Origin of the sequence: Trinickia terrae (assembly GCF_005144415.1) — a bacterium.
GTDB classification, from domain to species: domain Bacteria; phylum Pseudomonadota; class Gammaproteobacteria; order Burkholderiales; family Burkholderiaceae; genus Trinickia_A; species Trinickia_A terrae.
Map to the genome: position 1 here is coordinate 95,139 of NZ_SWJE01000006.1, position 17,906 is coordinate 113,044.

Annotated in this window: 13 protein-coding genes; 3 read left to right on the forward strand and 10 right to left on the reverse strand. The window is 66.6% G+C overall.

What is annotated here, in order from left to right; translation table 11 throughout:
- Positions 1–13 precede the first annotated feature (13 nt).
- Entirely contained in the window at positions 14–1,030 is a 1,017-nt protein-coding gene (locus FAZ69_RS13225) for an MDR/zinc-dependent alcohol dehydrogenase-like family protein (protein WP_136895133.1), read from the reverse strand.
- On the opposite strand from FAZ69_RS13225, the gene FAZ69_RS13230 reads away from it, so the two are divergent.
- Complete coding sequence (locus FAZ69_RS13230; RefSeq protein WP_240702213.1) at positions 1,013–1,795, forward strand: TetR/AcrR family transcriptional regulator; 783 nt, start codon at positions 1,013–1,015, stop codon at positions 1,793–1,795. The genes FAZ69_RS13225 and FAZ69_RS13230 overlap by 18 nt on opposite strands.
- Before the next feature lie 69 nt (positions 1,796–1,864).
- Here the strand turns inward: FAZ69_RS13230 and FAZ69_RS13235 are convergent, their stop codons facing one another.
- Complete coding sequence (locus FAZ69_RS13235; protein ID WP_240702214.1) at positions 1,865–2,503, reverse strand: glutathione S-transferase family protein; 639 nt, start codon at positions 2,501–2,503, stop codon at positions 1,865–1,867.
- Between the two features lie 21 nt (positions 2,504–2,524).
- On the reverse strand, positions 2,525–3,292 hold the full coding sequence (locus FAZ69_RS13240) for an SDR family NAD(P)-dependent oxidoreductase (RefSeq protein ID WP_136895396.1): 768 nt from the start codon (positions 3,290–3,292) through the stop codon (positions 2,525–2,527).
- Between the two features lie 192 nt (positions 3,293–3,484).
- Here FAZ69_RS13240 and FAZ69_RS13245 point away from each other — a divergent pair, with 192 nt between their 5' ends.
- Together FAZ69_RS13245 and FAZ69_RS13250 are read left to right on the forward strand one after the other, a co-directional pair.
- A complete protein-coding gene (locus tag FAZ69_RS13245) occupies positions 3,485–4,420 on the forward strand; it encodes a LysR family transcriptional regulator (protein WP_240702215.1) in 936 nt (311 codons plus the stop codon).
- A gap of 5 nt (positions 4,421–4,425) precedes the next feature.
- Positions 4,426–5,238, forward strand: a complete 813-nt coding sequence (locus tag FAZ69_RS13250) for a peptidoglycan-binding protein (RefSeq protein WP_136895136.1) — start codon at positions 4,426–4,428, stop codon at positions 5,236–5,238.
- A 7-nt stretch (positions 5,239–5,245) separates the two neighbouring features.
- Here FAZ69_RS13250 and FAZ69_RS13255 read toward each other — a convergent pair whose 3' ends face one another.
- From FAZ69_RS13255 to FAZ69_RS13285, 7 genes are all read right to left on the reverse strand, one after another.
- Positions 5,246–6,103, reverse strand: coding sequence for a hypothetical protein (locus tag FAZ69_RS13255; RefSeq protein ID WP_136895138.1), 858 nt, complete (start codon positions 6,101–6,103; stop codon positions 5,246–5,248).
- Between the two features lie 140 nt (positions 6,104–6,243).
- Positions 6,244–8,190 carry an eCIS core domain-containing protein gene (locus FAZ69_RS13260; RefSeq protein ID WP_240702216.1) on the reverse strand — a complete coding sequence of 649 codons (1,947 nt, stop codon included), beginning with the start codon at positions 8,188–8,190 and terminating at the stop codon, positions 6,244–6,246.
- A gap of 23 nt (positions 8,191–8,213) precedes the next feature.
- Entirely contained in the window at positions 8,214–9,260 is a 1,047-nt protein-coding gene (locus tag FAZ69_RS13265) for a hypothetical protein (RefSeq protein ID WP_136895139.1), read from the reverse strand.
- Positions 9,257–9,835: a Pvc16 family protein gene (locus FAZ69_RS13270; protein WP_136895141.1), complete on the reverse strand. Its 579-nt coding sequence runs from the start codon at positions 9,833–9,835 to the stop codon at positions 9,257–9,259. The genes FAZ69_RS13265 and FAZ69_RS13270 overlap by 4 nt, the downstream gene beginning before the upstream one ends.
- Before the next feature lie 8 nt (positions 9,836–9,843).
- On the reverse strand, positions 9,844–11,208 hold the full coding sequence (locus tag FAZ69_RS13275; protein WP_136895143.1) for an ATP-binding protein: 1,365 nt from the start codon (positions 11,206–11,208) through the stop codon (positions 9,844–9,846).
- A complete protein-coding gene (locus FAZ69_RS13280) occupies positions 11,205–15,041 on the reverse strand; it encodes a contractile injection system tape measure protein (RefSeq protein WP_136895145.1) in 3,837 nt (1,278 codons plus the stop codon). Before FAZ69_RS13280 ends, FAZ69_RS13275 begins: the two co-directional genes overlap by 4 nt.
- A complete protein-coding gene (locus tag FAZ69_RS13285) occupies positions 15,038–17,905 on the reverse strand; it encodes a hypothetical protein (RefSeq protein WP_136895147.1) in 2,868 nt (955 codons plus the stop codon). The genes FAZ69_RS13280 and FAZ69_RS13285 overlap by 4 nt, the downstream gene beginning before the upstream one ends.
- Position 17,906 lies beyond the last annotated feature (1 nt).

Here is a 17,906-nt window from a genome sequence, read left to right on the forward strand (position 1 = left end):
CCGTGGTGCAGCGCTAGAACGCGAGCAGCACCGTGCCGGTCTTTCCCCTGCGGCCAGCATGTTCAAGTGCCGCCAGGTAGTCAGCCGCCGGATATCGTTCCGCTACGGGGAAAAGGCTCGGGAAGTTGTGTGCGAGCTCGAGCGCCTTGGCCAAGTCCGCATTGCGTACCGCCGCGGGTTCGAATTGCCAACTGAACAACGACACGCCCTTGATGGTCAGTGCCTGAGGGGCGATGGAACGAATGTCCGTCTGAGCCCCTCCCAGGGAGCCGTAGCTGATGATCGCTCCGCCGCGAGCAAGAAAGCCCGCCACGTCGGGCAAGAGCGAGCCGCCGACGCCATCGAACGCCACGTAGACGGACTTCTTCGCGACCGCGTCGCGAAGCTCGCCCTTCCAACCGGGGTTTTCCGTGGCGATGACGGGAAGGTTTGGCCGGGCGGCTTTGAGCGCTTGCGCGCTCGCCGCGGAGCCGGCGAGCAGAATCGGGTTGACGCCCACTTCGATGAGCAGATGAGTCAGCAGCTTTCCGACGGCCGAGTTGGCAGCTGTCTGAATGACCGTGACATCTGTACGCTTGTCTTCCGGCAAAGCGTTGTGACCGGCCCGCATCGCAAGTCGAGCAGTCAATGTGTTGATCGACATCTGTGCCGCGACCTCATCGCCCACTTCATCAGGCACGGGTATCAGTGACTGCACGGGCGCGGCAATTCTGGAGCTCCAGGCGCCGTTGGCGGAAAGGAAGGCCACTCGGCTACCGACCTGAACCGGGTGTGACGGATCGATGCCGGCAGCCAGCGCTTCCACCACGCCTACGCCTTCGACACCGGGCACCCGGCCTCCCCTCGGAATGACGGGAGGCGCCCCGAAAGCCGGGGAGGCGGAAACGCCCAGCAAGTCACCCGGGTGAACCGGGGTTGCGGACACGCGCACGCGAGCCATTCCGCCAGCAAGTGGAGAAGCATCGGAAAGCGCTTCGAGCCTGAGCACTTTGGCGGGCTCACCGTGGCCGGTGTGAACGATTCGCTGCATCACGGACTCCTTCTGCAAGAATTCATTATTGGAGCAATCGCTCCGATATGGCAAAATAGACCCTGTCTCTACAGCATGTCAACATTTTTTGGAGCCATGACTACAAAAAAAGATACCCAACCTCCGCGCGGTCGCGGCAGACCCTCTACCTTTGACCGCGCGCAAGCGCTGAACCGAGCGATGCAACTCTTCTGGGAGCAGGGGTACGAAGGAACCTCCTTCGACCAGTTGATCCAGCTCATGGGGATCAGCCCCTCGAGCTTCTACAACTCGTTTGGCAGCAAGGAGCAGCTCTACAGGGAAGCGACTGACGCATACCTGAGCATGTCGGCCACCTGGTTCGCCGGCAAGCTGTTCGGCACGGCCGACACGCGAGAAGCATTCAAGAAGTTTCTCGATGGCACCGCCATGGAATTCACTCGAGAGAGCCACCCCTCGGGCTGCATGATCTCTCTGGCCGGCACTCACCTGCCCCCCGAACTCACTTCCATTCGTGAGACGATGGCCGAACACCGCGCGAACGCTGAAGCCATGATGGCGCAGCGGTTGCGCAAGGGCGTCGAAGACGGCGATCTGCCGCCCGGCACCGATGTGCCCGCCCTCGCTGCCTTTTACAACGTCGTGACTCGTGGAATGGCCGTCCAGGCGCGCGACGGAGCCAGCCGGCAAAAGCTCAAGGCGATCGCAGACTTGGCCATGCAGGCATGGCCAGTTCAAAACGGTCAGGAAAGATCTGTGAAGTCTCGGAGAACTCGCCCCGCTTGATCGGCGGCGCCGGAAGGAGTGCGGGGACCCGGGATATCGCCCGAGCCCCGCGAGAAGGCTTGCACGGAGTCACTGTTGCTTGAAGGGCAGCGTACTGGCGAATTCGTCCATTTCCATCGCGCGAGCCTCCAGTCGGGCGAGTTTCGGGAACGCACCCGGACCAACGACGTCAGGCATGACCGCCAACGACGCAATCTGATAGGTGATCACGACCATCACGTCGGCTTGCGAAAGCGCGTCGCCTACCAGCCAGCCGCTGCCTGCCCTCGACTCGATCATCCGAAATCCGGCCAACGCCTGCTGTCGCAGCGATTCGGCAATGGGGGCGCTCTGAAGATCGAGCGGACGGATCGACTCGTCATAGATATCGCTGAGCTTTCCGTAGATCGCGGATGCAATGCCGACGAACTGCAGCGCATCACGCCGATCCGCGCCGGAAGGCGCCAGCAATGCGCGTTCGGAGCCGACCGCTTCATGGATGTATTCGATGATGCTTCCGCTGTCATAGAGAATCGCGCCGTCGTCGAGCACGAGCGCCGGCACCTTCCCCATCGGACTGAATGGCCGGACGAGTTCCTTCTGCTCATACGCGTGATAGGGCAGATGCTCGAACGGTATGCCGAGCAGCTTCAACGTAATGCCGACCCGACGGGTATAGCCCGAAAACCATGGTCCGATAAGCTTCATTGTCAGTTCCTCAAAATTCACTGCGTTGTTGTTCTCGACCGCTCAGAACGCTTCCTTGAAAGGACGCAGATCGAGCTCATGCGTCCACGCGGAGCGGTGTTGGCGATGAAGCGACCAGAACGCCTCGGCAATGGCGTCGATATCGAGCAGCCCGTCTTCACCCTTGTGCTTGAGATGCTCTGCGAAGCGCGTATGCACGCGTTCACCGTCGATGCCCCCATCGATCACGACATGAGCGACGTGCAGGCCGAGCGGACCGAACTCTCGCGCCATGCTTTGGGCGAGCATTCGCAACCCCGCCTTGCTCGACGCGAAGTGGGCGAAGTTCGGCATGCCTCGAAGCGCCCCCGTCGCTCCACTGAAAAGAATCGAACCTCGGCCGAGAGGCGCAAAGCGCCGCGCGGCCTCGCGGCCCACGAGGAACCCGCCAAAGCAGTTCAGTCGCCAGAACGATTCGAAGACGTCCGCTTCCATCGTGCGCAGGTCCAAGGGCTGGTTGTTTCCCGCGTTGTATGCGACTAGGTCGGCGCCGCTGCCGTTTTCGTCCGCCTGCATCGCGATGTCGAACAGCCGGATCACGTCTGCCTCACGCGTCACGTCCATGACGACCGTGCTGGCCGAGCCGCCCGACTCGACAATGCTCTCGCGCACCCGTTCGATCTTCGCTTCGGTACGCCCCGCGACGATGACGTGACGACCCTCAGCGGCAAACCGGCGGGATAGACCGGCGCCGAGCCCCTGCTCCGGCCCGACCCCGATGACCACCGCCTTCGGGCGGTCCGCGGCTTGCGTTTCTACAGCGATAGACATGGTGACTTTCCCTTTATGAAACGAACCTCGACGTGACCGTGAAAGCGGCACGAGCGACCTCCGTGCTCCGCGCGAGGCGCCGTTCAGGTTCGTCGACGATTTCGATGAGCGAACGATACCGGGCGCACGCAAAGGGATAAACCGCTGCTACGATTCCACACTATTTCTTCAGTGAAACAATGCAGGAGTCGGATGGTGGACAAGTTTCAGGCGATGCAGGCGTTCATTCGAGTGGTCGAGAGCGGGACCGTCACCAAGGCCGCGCAGACGCTCGATTTGCCCAAGACGGCCGTCAGCCGTCTGATCGCGTCGCTTGAAGCCGAGTTGGGCACGAAGCTGCTCAACCGGACGACGCGCAAGGTGTCGACGACAGCGGATGGCGCGGAGTACTACGAGCGCGCGCTGCAGTTGATGAGCCATCTCGCGGAGATCGAGGGCTCGATGTCGCATGCGAAGAGCAGCCCGCGAGGGCGCCTGCGTGTCGACCTGCCCGTGCCGTTGGGTCTGTCCGTGATCCTTCCCGCGTTGCCGGCGTTCCTCGAGCGTTATCCGGATATCGAGTTCGAGTTCGGACTCAGCGACCGCCCGGTCGATCTCATTGCAGAGAACGTCGACTGCGTCGTGCGCGCAGGGGACGTCTTGGATCAATCACTGGTGGCGCGACAGATCGGCGCCGTCAGGCAGATTCTATGTGCGACGCCGGCGTACTGGGACGAGCACGGGCGGCCTTCACATCCGTCGGATCTCGAGCATGGCCATGTCGTCATTCGAACGATCGCTTCGCGAACCAATCGGCCCTTTCCCATTGTGGTGGCAAAAGAGGGGGAGCGCGTCGAATTGCAGAATCAGCGCGGACTCACCACGAACGCCGTCATGGCGGGTCTGACCTTGAGCCTCGCCGGTCTCGGTGTCGTACACGCGTTGACGTTTTCCGTCGCCACGCACCTTCGAAGCGGCGAGCTCGAAGCCGTCCTGAACGAATGGGTATCGGATCCCATTCCCGTTTTCGTCGCGTACCCGCAAAACCGGCACCTGAGCACGAGGGTTCGCGTGTTGATCGACTGGCTCGCCGCGCTGTTCGCGAGCGATGAATCGACCGCGAAGAGCGGGCGTGGCGCGAGGACATAGCGGCGATGAATACCCTGAAATTGGGCAACCACGGCCCCGACGTGGTTACGCTGCAGCAGCAACTGCTGGCGCACGGCTTCGCGGCCGGATCCTGCGACGGCACGTTCGGCCCGCTCACACGCGATGCCGTGCTGGCATTTCAGCGCAGCGCCGGACTGAGCGCCGACGGCGTGGTCGGGCCGCAAACCGCAGCCGCGCTGCGGGCGGTGCCCCGGCCCCCGACAACCGGCTCCCAGCCCCAGGCAGCGCCGAACATCCCCATCGAGGCGGTCCGGGCGATGTTTCCCGATACGCCGCTCGCCAACATCCAGACGCATCTGCCGCGCGTCCTGCTGGCTCTGCAAGCAGCGCAGCAGACCGAACTGACGCTGGTCGTCGCGGCGCTCGCCACCATCCGCGTGGAGGTCGCCAGCTTCACGCCGGAAGAGGAACGCCCCTCGGCGCTCAATACCAGCAAGGGCGGCAAGCCCTTCGACCTCTACGATCATCGCAAGGACCTCGGCAATCTGGGGCCCAGCGACGGAGCGACGTTCAAGGGACGAGGATTCATCCAGCTGACCGGACGCGCCAACTACACCAGCTTGGGCCCGCTGGCCGGGGAGCCGGATCTGGCCAGCCAGCCGGAGCGGGCCTGCGACCCCGACGTCGCCGCGAGCCTGCTGGCCGCCTTTCTCAAGCCGCATGCGCAGGCGATCGATGCCGCGCTGCTGCGCAACGACTTCGAGAGCGCGCGCCGGCTGGTCAACGGCGGCACGCAAGGACTCGACGAGTTCACGCGCGCGTATCGGGCCGGCATGGCCGCGCTTGGCCATGCCTGACTGACCGCTAAGCCGCTCTGCGCCCGCCTCCGAACAGGTCGCCGGCCTTGCGCAGCAGGTCGAACCAGAACGGCGCGCCGAACAGCGTCGACGATGCGGTGATCAGCCAGCCGGCCGACATCGCCAGCAACTGATCGCTCGAGTAGTGCAGAGCCAGCTTGCCGTTCTTGTAGTCGAACGGCGCGGCGTCCCAGCCGATCGGCAGTCCGCTGATGCTCAACTGGTTCCATGCGCTGCTGGCGCTGGCCAGTTGATCGCTGGCCAGCCCTTGCACCAAGGCCGGATGCATCCACAGCACCTTGAACAGGTGCAGCGCGTCGATGTTCATCAGCATGGCGACGGCGAGGCCGAACAGGACCGTCCAAAACTGGAGGGTGCGCTTGTAGTCGCCGGAAACATGCTGCATTGCGCTGTCGTACCAGGCGGCGATCTCCGTCTCGAACTGCGCGGTTTCACCGGCTGCGCGCTGGTACAGCCCCTGAAGCATCTGGCGCAGCTGCGGGTCCGGCACGCTCTGGATCGCGCCGGCCAGATCGCCGGCGTCGGGGATGTTGGTCTGCAGGATGTCCACCAGCGCCAGCGCGAACTGGCGCGGCGGCACGTAGGCCGGCTTGCTGGTCAGGTCGGCTTGGCCGCCGGCGTCACCGCTGCTGTTGGGGTTGAACAGGGCGTGGTTGTAGATGTCGAGCGCCAGGCCATCGAGATTCGGGTCGTTCAGCAGGTCCTTGATGCCTTGCAGCAGGTACTTGCCGCGCAACTGAAACGCGGAGGCGATGGCCTCGTTGATGGAGCTGACGATCAGGCTGACGGCGCAGAAGCAGAAGATGATGCCGATGCCGACTTCGAGGACGGTGCTGTTGAACATGGTCCGTTTCCCGTTTGTGGATGAGAAATCTTTTTATGCTTGCGGCCGTTCGCAATTGTTTAAGCGCGGAGCGCCGGATTCATGGCGCATTCGCCCATACCGCGCTCAGGCCGACGTCACCGGACATTGCGTTGGGTGGATCACGCAGTCACCGCGTCGGCATAGATTGCCGCCAGTTCGGCGCGCGTCTTCGCGTCCTGGATACGCGTGCGGATCGGAAGCGGAACCGCCCCGCATTTCGATTCGATATCCCTTACGAACTGCGCGCGCATTTCAACCGTGGCTTCCTCGCCCATCCGCACCGTTACGCCATCGGCAACCGTGTCTTTATGCTTCGCATGGAACGACTGATTGTGCGCGCCATGCATGTCGAAATACCACTTTGAATTTCCTGCGTTGTCACCCCTCCGGTTGTAGTTCTCAAGTGTGATCGAGTCATTCTGGTCGCGCGCAACGACCGCCGCAAAGTGAAAAGTCCACTTATCCCCATCCTTTTCATTCGGTTTGCGCGTGCTCATCGTGGCATAGGATTCGCCGATGTCAGGCTGCGCGGCCTCGTTGATTCCCAACTGCGCGGCGCGCTTGCTCTGTTCCTGCGGTGGCATCTTCGAATACGCGTCGCTGTGCATGGACTTGGTCTGGTCGATCAGTGAATTGATCAGCGTGGCCCAGGTCTCAACCTCGGCGTCGTCCTTGTCTTCGGTCGTCTTCAGCGTGATCGCCCCGAGCAGCTCGTTGACCTGGTCGACGATCTCCTGCTGCACCTGAGGCATGTTCGTGAATTGATCCCGAAGCACGTTCGCGAGCAACGCGATGCGCAGGTTGCGATTCGGCAGCTTCGGTTTCAGCGCGTTGCTGGCATCGGCCGGCGAGTTGGTAGCGACGGCGACATTGCCTAACGTAAACGCAAAGTTAGGCGCCAGATCTTTTGGTTCGAGTCCCTTTTGCGCGTCGATGACATGCGCCGGGGCGACATCAGGCGTTTTGACGAGCACCTCGATCAGCTTGTTGAGCGCTCCCAGGTCGTATGCCCTCAATGCATGCAAATGCTTCGGGCCATTGCCCAGAGGTTTGTAGACGGCATGCGTCTGACCCGAGTTGGTAACGCGGTCGGCAACGTCGATGCACTCGTTGACATCGAACACCTCCGGTTTGCCTTCCTCGCGGTTCGCGGGAGTGACCGCGATCATGTTCGCGAGGACCGCCGGCGCGGCCGCGCCGGGTGTCAGCTTCACCTTCGATTTCATGCCTGCGAGAATGGCGTTCGAACGCACTACGGCGGCCGGTTTGGCGAAGAACGTCTTCTCCTCCTTGTTGTCGGCGATCGCCAGTTCGCGCGCGGCCGAGATGCGATAGCCGTTCTCGACGGTGTAGCGCTGCGCCACGCGCGAATCACTGGAGCCCGGGATAGGCAAATGCGCTTTTTCCCCAGGCGGCTGCGCACGCATCTGCACCGCCCGTTGCCCCATCACATCCGCTTCGCGCTCCAGCCCCTGATCGTCGTTGACCGGCACGCCGCCCTTCATCTGCATGGTGGGCCGCACCCGCCCCTGCTTTTGCTGCACGACGTGCCAGGCCTCATGCGGCAGGTGGCGCTCCTGGCCGGGAGCCAGGTGAATGTCGGTCCCCTGCGCGTAGGCGTGCGCCTGCAACTGCGCCGGCCTGGACGAGTTGTAATGCACCTTGACGTCGTCCATCGAGTAGCCGGACAAGCTCTCGATGCCATGCTTCAACTGCGCAGGCAGACCGCTTCTGTCGGCAGGTTCCTCCTCTTTTTTCTGCAATGGCTTTCCCTTGCGGGCGCCACCCGCATGACCCGCTTTCTGCACGGGCCTTTTCCTGGGCGAGCCCTTTAACTGCGCCCCATCGAACCTGCCCTGCACCGGCACCTTCTCCTTCTTGCCCGGCCTCGGCACCGGCAAGCCGCCGATCTGCTTGCGCTGCGCCGCCATGCGCGGACTGGCGGCGATATCGGCCGCGAGCTGCGTCAGCCCGCTATGCCGCTCGCTCGCCATCGATTTGGCATGCGTATGGGGCTCTGCCGCCTGGACGGCAGGCGGATGCATCCTGGGGCTACGTTCGGCCATGAGATCCCTCCTCCAGAAACGCGCTAGAGATAAACGAAGACATCGGCAAATTGCTGCCCATCTTGAGCGCCGCTGACGTTGCCCGGCCGCGGGTAGGCCAGGTTCACGCTCAGCTGCGGACGCGCATGCAGCAGCGACGCCAGTTGCACGCTGACCGTATCGCCCGGCCGTTCGGCCAGCGCCAGCGGCTCGCGCGCGGTGAAGCAGTAGCTCGGCTGGCCGGCGACCGGATCGCCCGGCGCACCGTCGAAATGCACTGGCCCGCCCGCCGTGCGGTTCGCCACCAGCTGGTAGTTCGCAAAATTCATTTCGCTTCGGCCGATCAGGTGATAACGCCAGAGCAGGCTCCGCGCGGTGAGCTCGATGCCGTAGGTCCTGACGCTGATCTCGCCTGTGCGGCCGATGGCGCACGCCGCCGCCGGCACGCTGTCCGCCAGCCGCGGGCCGCCCAGGTAGATCGCCGCGACGCCCCAGGCATTCGCAGGCGGGTTGCCCAGCCAGAAGTCGAGCAGCTGGACACCGTCCGCGTTCAGCCGATAGCGGCCCTCGTCCAGCGCGCCGAAGTCCAGCGGCAAGGCGGCGAGCGACGCATCAGGGCTTTGCGCCTGCCAGACGGGCACGGCGCCGGGCAACGGGCCGAACAGCTCGAGCCGCGCCGCCCGCCGCGGCGGGTCGACCGGCAGGCCGAAACGCGGCGGACGCGCCGGCAGGCACGGTACGGCGAGCGGGCCGCCGGAGAGCGTGCTGCCGGTTTCCGTTTCCGGCTCGCAATGCAGGTTGTCGAAGTAGAACAGGCCGGCGGCGCGCTTCCCGGCGACGTCGGTATAGTCGGACAGCGCCGGGTCGCGGCTGATCAGCCAGAACGCCAGCGGCGCGCTTTCGGTGAATTGCGCGAGCGGGCTCGCGCCGTCCTCGTAGTGCACGGTCCCGCCGCCGGGCAGCGGCTGGAATCGCAACCGATAGCGCGCCAGCAGCTGGGCGCAGTTCGGCGTCGGCGCAAGGCTCAAGGCCCGGCACACGCCGTCGGCAAAGTAGCCATGCCGGCATTGAAGGGTGAAGAGCGGACTCATGCGCGGGGCCCCACACTGGCCTCCGGCTTGAGCACTTCCGGCACCATCGCATCGGCCCAGCCCTGCTGCAGCGTGATCATGCGCAGCTTGAACACGGCCGATGGCAGGTACTTGGCCCCCAGGATGCCCCACAGGTTGTTCATTTCCTGCGTGCTGATGCTCACGAGCTCGGCCGAGAGCTTCTCCAGATTCGGCGGAAAGCGGCCGGCGCAGCTTTGCGAATCGAAGCTCGGCCTGCCCTGGAAAAAACCGAGCGCGCCGCTGAGCATGCGCAGCGAATCCATGTAGCTGCCGAACGACGCCGACACCATGATGTAAAGGTTCAGGTTGAGCGGCGCGGCATTGCGGACGTAGCCGCCGCCGTCGGCCCGCGTGGGAATGCCGAGCGCGGGCGCCGCCGCCTCCTTGCCGATGTTGACCAGCGTCAGGATCAGCTTGCCGCTGAGCCCGGCAACCGGGCTGCCGTCCGCATTGGCAAGACTGGACAGCACCGCCACCTTGTCGTGGCTTTGCAGGTGCAGGCTGAAGTAGCCGTTCAGCTCGTCCAGCAGGAAACTCAAGGTCTTGTCGATCATGGCCGTTCCTAAATGCCGACGCGTCCGTCCTTGCGGAGCTCGCGCCGAATGCCCTGGCGAATGTCGTCGATATCGATGTGCGGCTCCCCGCGCCGCACCGCGGTCAGCGCCGCGTAGCGCAGCACGTTGACGATGGAGCCGCCCGAGAGCTCGTATTGCCCGGCAAGCGCGGCAAAATCGCAGCCCGGCCCGACCTGGCATGGCGGCGCGAACGCGCCCTGCCACAAGCGCAGGCGCTCTGCCGCATCCGGCAGCGGAAAGTGGATCATCGATTGAAAGCGGCGCGCGAACGCCTCGTCGATATTGCCTTTGAGGTTGCTCGCCAGGATCACCACGCCCGGGAAATCCTCCACCCGCTGCAGCAGATAGGCGACTTCCTGGTTCGCGTAGCGCTCGTTGGCCCCGCTGCCGCTGCCGCGCTTGCCGAACAGGGCGTCGGCCTCGTCGAAGAACAGAATCCAGTCCTGGCGCTCGGCATGGTCGAAGATGCGCGACAGGTTCTTCTCGGTTTCGCCGATGTATTTGGACACCACGAGCGACAGGTCCACCCGGTAGACGTCGAGACCCGTGCTCTTGCCCAGCAGCGTGGCGGTGAGCGTCTTGCCGGTGCCGGGCGGCCCGTAGAACAGCGAGCGAAACCCGGGCTTGACCTGGCGGCCCAGCCCCCAGTCGTGCATCAGCGTGTGACGATGCTCGATCCAGGCGCGGATTTCCTCCACGTCGTCGCGCACGTGCGCGGGCAGCACGAGGTCGGACCAGTTCAGCCGCGTGCCGATACGCTGCGCCGGAAAATCGCCGCCGTAGCTCGGCTGAAAACGTTCGCCGGTGGTGAGCAGGCTCAGGCACTCGCGGCTGATCTGCAGCGGCAGGCCGAGCTGGGCGCGGATCGCCGCCGCGCCGTCCGCCGGCCGCGCCTCGTCCCAGGCCAGGATGCCGTGACGGCGCAGCCGCGCGTCGGCGGCGAACAGGCCGTGCACGGCCACGCGATCCTGCAGGTTGTCCCCGGCCAGGACGAAGGCGGCCGTTTCGGCGGTCGGCCAGAAGCCGCGATGCTGCGCGCCCGTGTGTCCGCCGAACTCGCTGAACGGCTGCTCGAGGTTGGCATTGCGAATCAGGAACGGGTCCAGCACCTGCGGGCGCACGTGGGGCGCGAGGGCCAGGATCAGCACCAGCCGCTCCTCGTCGCTCAGCTCCCAGTCGGCCACAGCGCGCGTATAGGGCGAATCGGCGGGCAACGCCGGGGGCGGCAGTTGCCGGATGTGCTCAATGTCGGATTCCTGTCCGAAGTAGAGCTTCATGGCGCTGGAGACGGCCGTGTCCAGCCATTCCAGCTCCAGTTCGAGCGCGTTGGCCTGAGCGTGCATGGATGTCATCTCCACTTCACGAACAATGGCTGCGGCATCCAGGGCAGCCGGATCGTGCCGAAGCCCCACGGCAGGCCGTCCAGCAGGATGTCCACGGTCTTCGGGGGGATCGTGAGCGTGGCCTTGTCCTGTTCGCACAGCAGGCGGCCCTCGCGCATCAGGAAGGTTTGCTGGAGGCCCTCCACCGACGTGTTCTTGAGCTTCTCCCAGCGCTGGGTCACGGCGTAGAGCAGATCGCGCCCGATACGCTTTTCTTCTTCCGCGGGCGGGTCCACGAATTCGGGCGCTTGCGCGAACGGCATGCCGCACAGCAGCTTGTTGAGCGCCAGCGCGTACTCCGGCGCGTCGTGGTTGCCGCCAGCCAGGTATTGCAGCAGATAGACGGCGCGGCTGCGCGCGGTCTCGTTCACGAATGCGCTCTTGTCCACCAGGCCCAGGATCTCGAAATAGCGCGTGAAGAACGGCCAGAGCAGCACCAGCCCGGCGTTGGAGACATACATCGGTTCGTCCTCCGGCAATGCCTGCCGATGGGGATCGACGTACGGCACCGGCCGGGCCGGCGGTCTGGGAAAGGTGTCGACGACGGTCATGCGGCGCGCCTGCTGCGCGGCCTGGCGCGCCCCGGCCGACGAGCCGGGCAGGCTGCGCTCCAGGGCGGCCAGCAGCGTCAGCGGCTCCAGCTCATGCTGCTCGGCCACGCGCTTCGCCAGCGCCATCAGAAAGCGCGGCGCCGACCAGCGGCTGCCCTCGCCGCTGCTGATGATCTGCTCGAGCAGCGCATCCCAGGCGAGCGTCTGCGCATGGCGGCGCCAGTGCGCGGGGAGAACGGCGAGCTTCGCGAAGCGTTCGAGCAATGGCTTGACGACTTCGATTTGCGGCGGCGTCAGCCACATCGGCAACAGACGAAGCAGCAGCGCCGGCGGCAACAGGCTCGCCAGGCGCCGGCGCTGCAACGGCTCCTTGCACGCTTGCCGGAAAAAACGGCGCCACGCGCGGCGGCGCGCAGCAGGCCAGCCGGCAAGCGCGGCGCCGAGCGCGAAGAGCTCCGCCCGCATGGCGTGACTCAGCGAATGGCCGTAGCGCAGCATGTCTTCCAGCGCGGCGAGCACCGCATGGCCGCGGCTGGCCGGTTCGAGCGCGCCGCGCGCCCCGTCGCCGCGCAGCAGGTAGCGCACCGGCAGATCGCCAGCCGGCTCGGGAACGTGCGCGTGCGGAAGATCCACAGCGCTCTCGCCGCCGAGCAGTTCCGCCAGCACCGCATATCGCGCGTCGCGCCCGGCGCCCCGGCTTGCCACCGCGAACAGGATCTGCCGGTAGCGCGCCTGCGGCAGCCGCAGCCGGTGCGCGGCCTGGCGCGCGGCATCGTCCAGGAAGCTCGCCGCCGACACGTCGTCGCCATGCGGACGCAACAGCAGGCTCAGCGCCACCTCCCAATGCGCGCCGGCGGTCTGGCGGCGTTGACTGCCGGTGAGCGCAAGGCTGTCCGCGAGCGCGCTGCCGGCATTGAGCCAGGTCAGCACGAGGCCGCCCATGCCGGGGTTCAAGGTCAGCAGCAACTGGCGCAGCGTCGCCGCGGGCAGCCAGCGCAGCAGGCGCGCCGGCGCGCCCGGGTGCAGCAAGGCCTTGCGCAACGCCTCCAGCAGCGCTTCCGGCTGCCGCGCCAGCAGCCGCTGGAAGCTGCGTTGCGGATACTGGGCCTCGCTGTCCCAAGGCGGCGGCGTGCCGCTCTCGAGCAACGCGATCAGGTGAGCCAGCTCTGTCCGATCGCTGCGGGCCGCTTGCGGCAGCCGGGCCGGTCGCGCGTGGCGGCCAATGCGGCGTGGACCGCGCGAGGGCAGCAGGCGCGTGGCGCGGCGCGAACCGGCTGCCCTTTTGACCGGATGCGGCCTGGTCGAGCCGAACTCCGGTTCCTGGCCGGCGATGGCCCCCTCTGTCGCGGCCAGCACTTCCCGATAGTCGCGCAACATATGCAGGGCCAAGGCCTCGGCCAGCGGCTGCGCCCACTCGGACGGCTGGCTCGCCGAAGCGTCTGCATCGAGCAGCGACGTCAGCCACGTCAGGTCCGCCAGCCGGAACAGCTCATGCCCCGGCTGGCGCAGCCGCCGGGCCGCCGCCGGCAAGCCGGCGCGCAGCCGGATCAGCTCGTCGGCGCGATCGCCGGCGAGCAGGCGCAGCAGCCGCTCGCGCCAGGCCGGCGCAGCCTCCCGGACGATGCGCGCAGCGGCAACCGGCCCGGCGGCCATCGCCGCGCGCACGATGACAAGGTCCGGCAGGCCGGCCAGCCAGTCGTGCAGCGACAGGCCCTCCGCCGCATGCCACACGCCATGCCTGAGCCAGTGCTGCAGGCGTTCGGCGGGTGTCGTCGAACGCGGCTCGCCGAGCTGCGCCGCCGGCTCGCCGGCTTGCGTCCGTGGCGCTCCGAATGACAAGAAGCCGGCGTCGAGCTGATGCAGCAACGCACGCGCAGGCGCCGGCCGCGCGTCGGCATAACGGCTCAGCACGCCGCGGGCAAAAGCCGCGGGCTCGAATGCCGCCGGGGCCGTCGTCCAGTAGCCGAGCGCGGCTTCGCCGAGACGCGCCTCCAGTTGCGCATCGCCGCCGCTTCGCAATGCGTGCCGCAGCGAGCCGAGCAGCCGGACGATGCGCCGCGCTTGCGCCGGGGCGAGCCACTGCCATAGCCGGCGGCGCCCTTGCGGCGACAAGCTGCGCAGCAAGCGCCGCCGTGCATCCCCGGTGCGCAGCGCGGACCGCAATGCCGCTTGCAGCACCGCCGGCTGTTGCCTCGCCAGCTCGGCGAGGCGGTGCTCCAGAACGCCGGCTGCCGGGCCGTCGCGGCGGTCGGCCCGGCCTTGCAGCAAAGCCGTCAGCATGTGCAGCTGACGTTCGGCCGGCTCGAGCACGGTCACGCCCGGATCGGCCGTCGCGGTGGATGGAGGCGCCGGTTCGGCCTCCACGGCCTGCGGTTGCAGCCGCAATGCGTACAGCGTGTCCAGCAAACCGCCGGACCGGCCTTCGCGGGTCCGCGTCCGTTCGACGGCGCGGGCCAACTGCGCTACCAGCTCGTCGAAACCGAGCTGGTAGCGCGCTGCCATCTTGCGCAAGGTCGCGGCGACAAAGGCTCGCCGGTTGAATTCCGAGCCGCGCGAATCGAGCAGATAGTTCAGGATGAAGGTCCACAGGGCCGTGCCGAAGCCGGGGCGATCGAGGCGCGGCGGCGCGTCGGCATGCTGGACGCGGCGCAGCTGGCGCGCATAGCCGACGATGTACGCGGCTTCGCCCGGCACCAGCACGCCGACCAGCTGCTCGATGGCGGGCTCGGGCAATGCCGCGGCCAGGCGTTCGCTCAGTTCGGCATGCCGGCTCGCGCGGCGCAGCGTCGAAGCGAGGCGCGCAGGCGCATGCAGCGTGGCTTCCTGCAGCAAGCCGGCCGGCGCCCGGTCCGCCTCCACGGCGCCGCGCTCCAGCCAGGCGAGCAACGCCGGCCAGTACGCGGGCTCCGCTTCCTGCCAGGCGCCGGATGCGGGCGCCTGCGCTGGCCGCGGCAGACCGAGCCGGCGCAATTGGTCGCGCAGCGCGCTCCTGAGCCGCTCTCCCAGCTCGACTTCCAGGCGCCCCGGTGCGATCCGCCCCAGATCCAGCTCGATGCGCCGGATCTGGTAGACGCGCGCATCGCCGGCCGCTTCGTCGAAACAGGGTTGCAGGGCGTGTTCGAGCTGCTCGCGGCAATAGGCGCTCAGCCGCTGCTGGACGGCCTTCGCGCGCTCCTGGGCCGGGCCCTTGCCGGCGCGCAATTGCACATCGAGCAACAGCTTCTTCACCTGGTGGGTAGCGGAAGCATTCATGACGATTCGCTCTGCTGCGCCAGATGCTGGAGGAATTCGCGCAAGGAGCCGGAGCGTTCGTCCAACGCTTGGTATTCCTGATGGGCGTCATGCACGCTCTTGTACTTCGCGCTCGCCCAGGCCTCGTACCGATGCTCGAAACGCTCCATCTGCGCGAAGCTCAGCCAGTAGCAATCCGCCTGCACGTGGGCCGGACAGTTCTCGCGCACCAGCCGTTCGGCGAAACGCTTGAACTCGTCGTTCTGGAAACGCACCGGCCAGTCCGGCAGCAGCACGCTGATCCGGCAGGCGTAAAAGCCGTCGTCCTTCGCGAGGGGCTGCGCCAACGGGCGAAGCAGGATGTGCTCGAGCACATACAGGCCCTCTCCGTCGAACAGGTGCTGCCAGGCCGCGCCGTCCGGCTGCAGCCAGGCGACGAGGCGGTTGCGGAGCGCCTTCAGGCGTTCCGCATCGTCACTGTGATGCAGCCGATGCCAGGTCCCGCCGGGCGACAGAAAAGACAGCTCCCAGCTCCAGCCGCCTCGTTCCGGCCTGATCCGGTAGCGCGCCAGATCGGTGCCGTATCTGAGCAGATGGGCGAAGAGGCCCGGGTGGCTGGCCTCGAAGACGAGCGCCCGCTCTTCCTCTGCCGGCCCCATGCCCTCGGCCGCGTGCCCCTCGCGATGATAGTGGTAGCCGGGATGGCGCGCGGTCAGCCGCGCGCGCGACTGCGGATAGCGGGCGAACCGCTGAGGGCCGCCGATGCCGAGCAGGCTGTACAGCCGATGCTCCAGCCCGGAGCCGAACGGCATTGCCTTGGCAATTTTGAAGCTGTAGTCGAAGCCGCTCGCGCGCCGGCTGCTCGCGCGCGGATAGGCCATCAGGAAGCTGCTCTTCCAGCTGGCGAGCTCGGTCAGGAAGCGGTCGTCGGCGGCCGGCCGCGGATCGAAACGCTGCAGCAGGTCGTCCTCGAAGCGTTCGTTGAAGCGCGCCAGCAAATGATCGAGAAAGGCGTTGTGGCGCTGCGGATAGGGGTCGAACTGCGCCATCAGCCGCTCGAGCTTGGCGAGGTAGCTCTGCGCAACGGTCGGCTCGCGCGTCTCGTCCCGGCCGTGCGGCTCCAGCCGCACGTGACGCGCGTGCGCCGCCGGCTCGCGCCGGATGCGCTCGAGCAGATAGACGACTTCGAGCACCTCGCGCTCGATCTCTTCCTGGGAATCGGCCCGCAGCTCGCCTTCGGCGATCTCCATGCCGTGAACGTTGACCAGCACGAAAATCCATTTGCCGTCAGGCGCCTGACGGTGACGGTAATGGCGCGCCCGGCTGCCGTACGACAGCACTTCGTCCAGGCGCGACTGCCGCTCGGCCAGCGTGCCGGGCCAGATTGCGCGCAGCGCCGGCCGATGCGGGTGCGAGATGCGCAGACTGACGGCGCGATGCCCGTGCCGCTCCCGATCCTCGGCCCGCAAATCGCGCAGCAGCTCGCCGACCGCGTCGGGATCGGGAAAGTCGGCCTGGGGATTGTCCACCAGGGATTGAGCGAAATAGCTATGCGCCTCGGGCGGACGCAGCGAAAACAGCCAGCGCGCGTTGGCGAGCTGCGCGAAGGCATTGGCGAGCACCTGCTCGAACAGCATCAGATAGGCGCGCAGCTGCTTGACCTGGGCCGCGCGCTTGACCGCCGCCGGGCCGCTGCCGGGCTGGCTGAATGCCGCTTCCGCATCGGCCGCCTGCCACTGGAAGTCATCCGGAATGCCGTAGCGGCTGAGCCCGTACGTGACCGGGAATTGATGCTGGATCGAGTGGTAGCGCTGGACGTCCAGGTAGCGTCCGCTGGGCAGCCGGCGATAGCTCAGGCTGTCGGTGGAGCGCTTCACCGCGCTTTCGCGCGCGCGCCCGTCCACATAGCATTGGTTGAACACCCGGGTCACGCGCTCCGCATTGGGCAGCACGCTCGCGCCGGACGAATCGCGCAGCTCGAACGGCCACGGCCCGCCCTGCGGCGGAATGTCGATGAACGGCACCGTGTGGTCCTTGAGGGTCAGCACGTCGCCGTCGACGTCTTCTCTGCTCACGAAATGCAGGCCGCTCAACAGGCGCACCCCGGGCACGGCCTGCACCACGCGGGCGATCTGCGCCAAGTTCACGGTGGCTGGGCGCTCGACCAGCCCGGCGTCGTCGATGGTCCCGTATGCGAGCCGCGGGCCTTCGTAGATCTGCTCCCGCGCCTGCCCGGCGTCGATTTGCGCTTCGATGGCGCTGGGCATGGGCGCCGGCAGCAGCTTCCAGTCGAGGTAGAACAGCAGCGTGCCCATGACCTCGTCCGGATCGCTGCCGGGCGACAGCTCCAGGACCCCGGCCAGCTTGAGCGACTGCTGCTTGAGCACCTCGACGCTGACGATGTCCTCGCAGAGTGTGCGGTTGGCGCGCAGGATGGCCGTCACCTGGGCGACGAGCTTGTCTTTGTCTCCCCAGCGGAATTGCTCGATCCAACCGCAGTACAAGCCCGGCATCCCCTCCACCGGCTCGATCCAGAAGTTCTTCAGGCCGTGCACGCTGTCGTAGACGAGCTTGCGGTAATCGTTGGCGGTGAGCGGCGCGCAGGTCAGGATCTGGTCGCCGGTGAACAGCGTGTCGCGGGCGATGACGCCCCGCTCGTCCGCCAGCAGCTCCGTCATCTCGTACTGGCCGCGCAGGCCGAGATCGGTCAGCGCATAGCACAGCTGCTCGAGGATCGTGAGGCCGGGATCGTGCTCGTTGTAGTCGGTCCAGTAGTCGCCCGACGCGTCCTGCGCATAGCCCATGGCCTCCGCCAGCAGGGCGGCGAAGTCCATGCTGGGGGGAAGCGCGGCGGGAAAATTCAGCAGCAGCGGCGTATCGGCCATC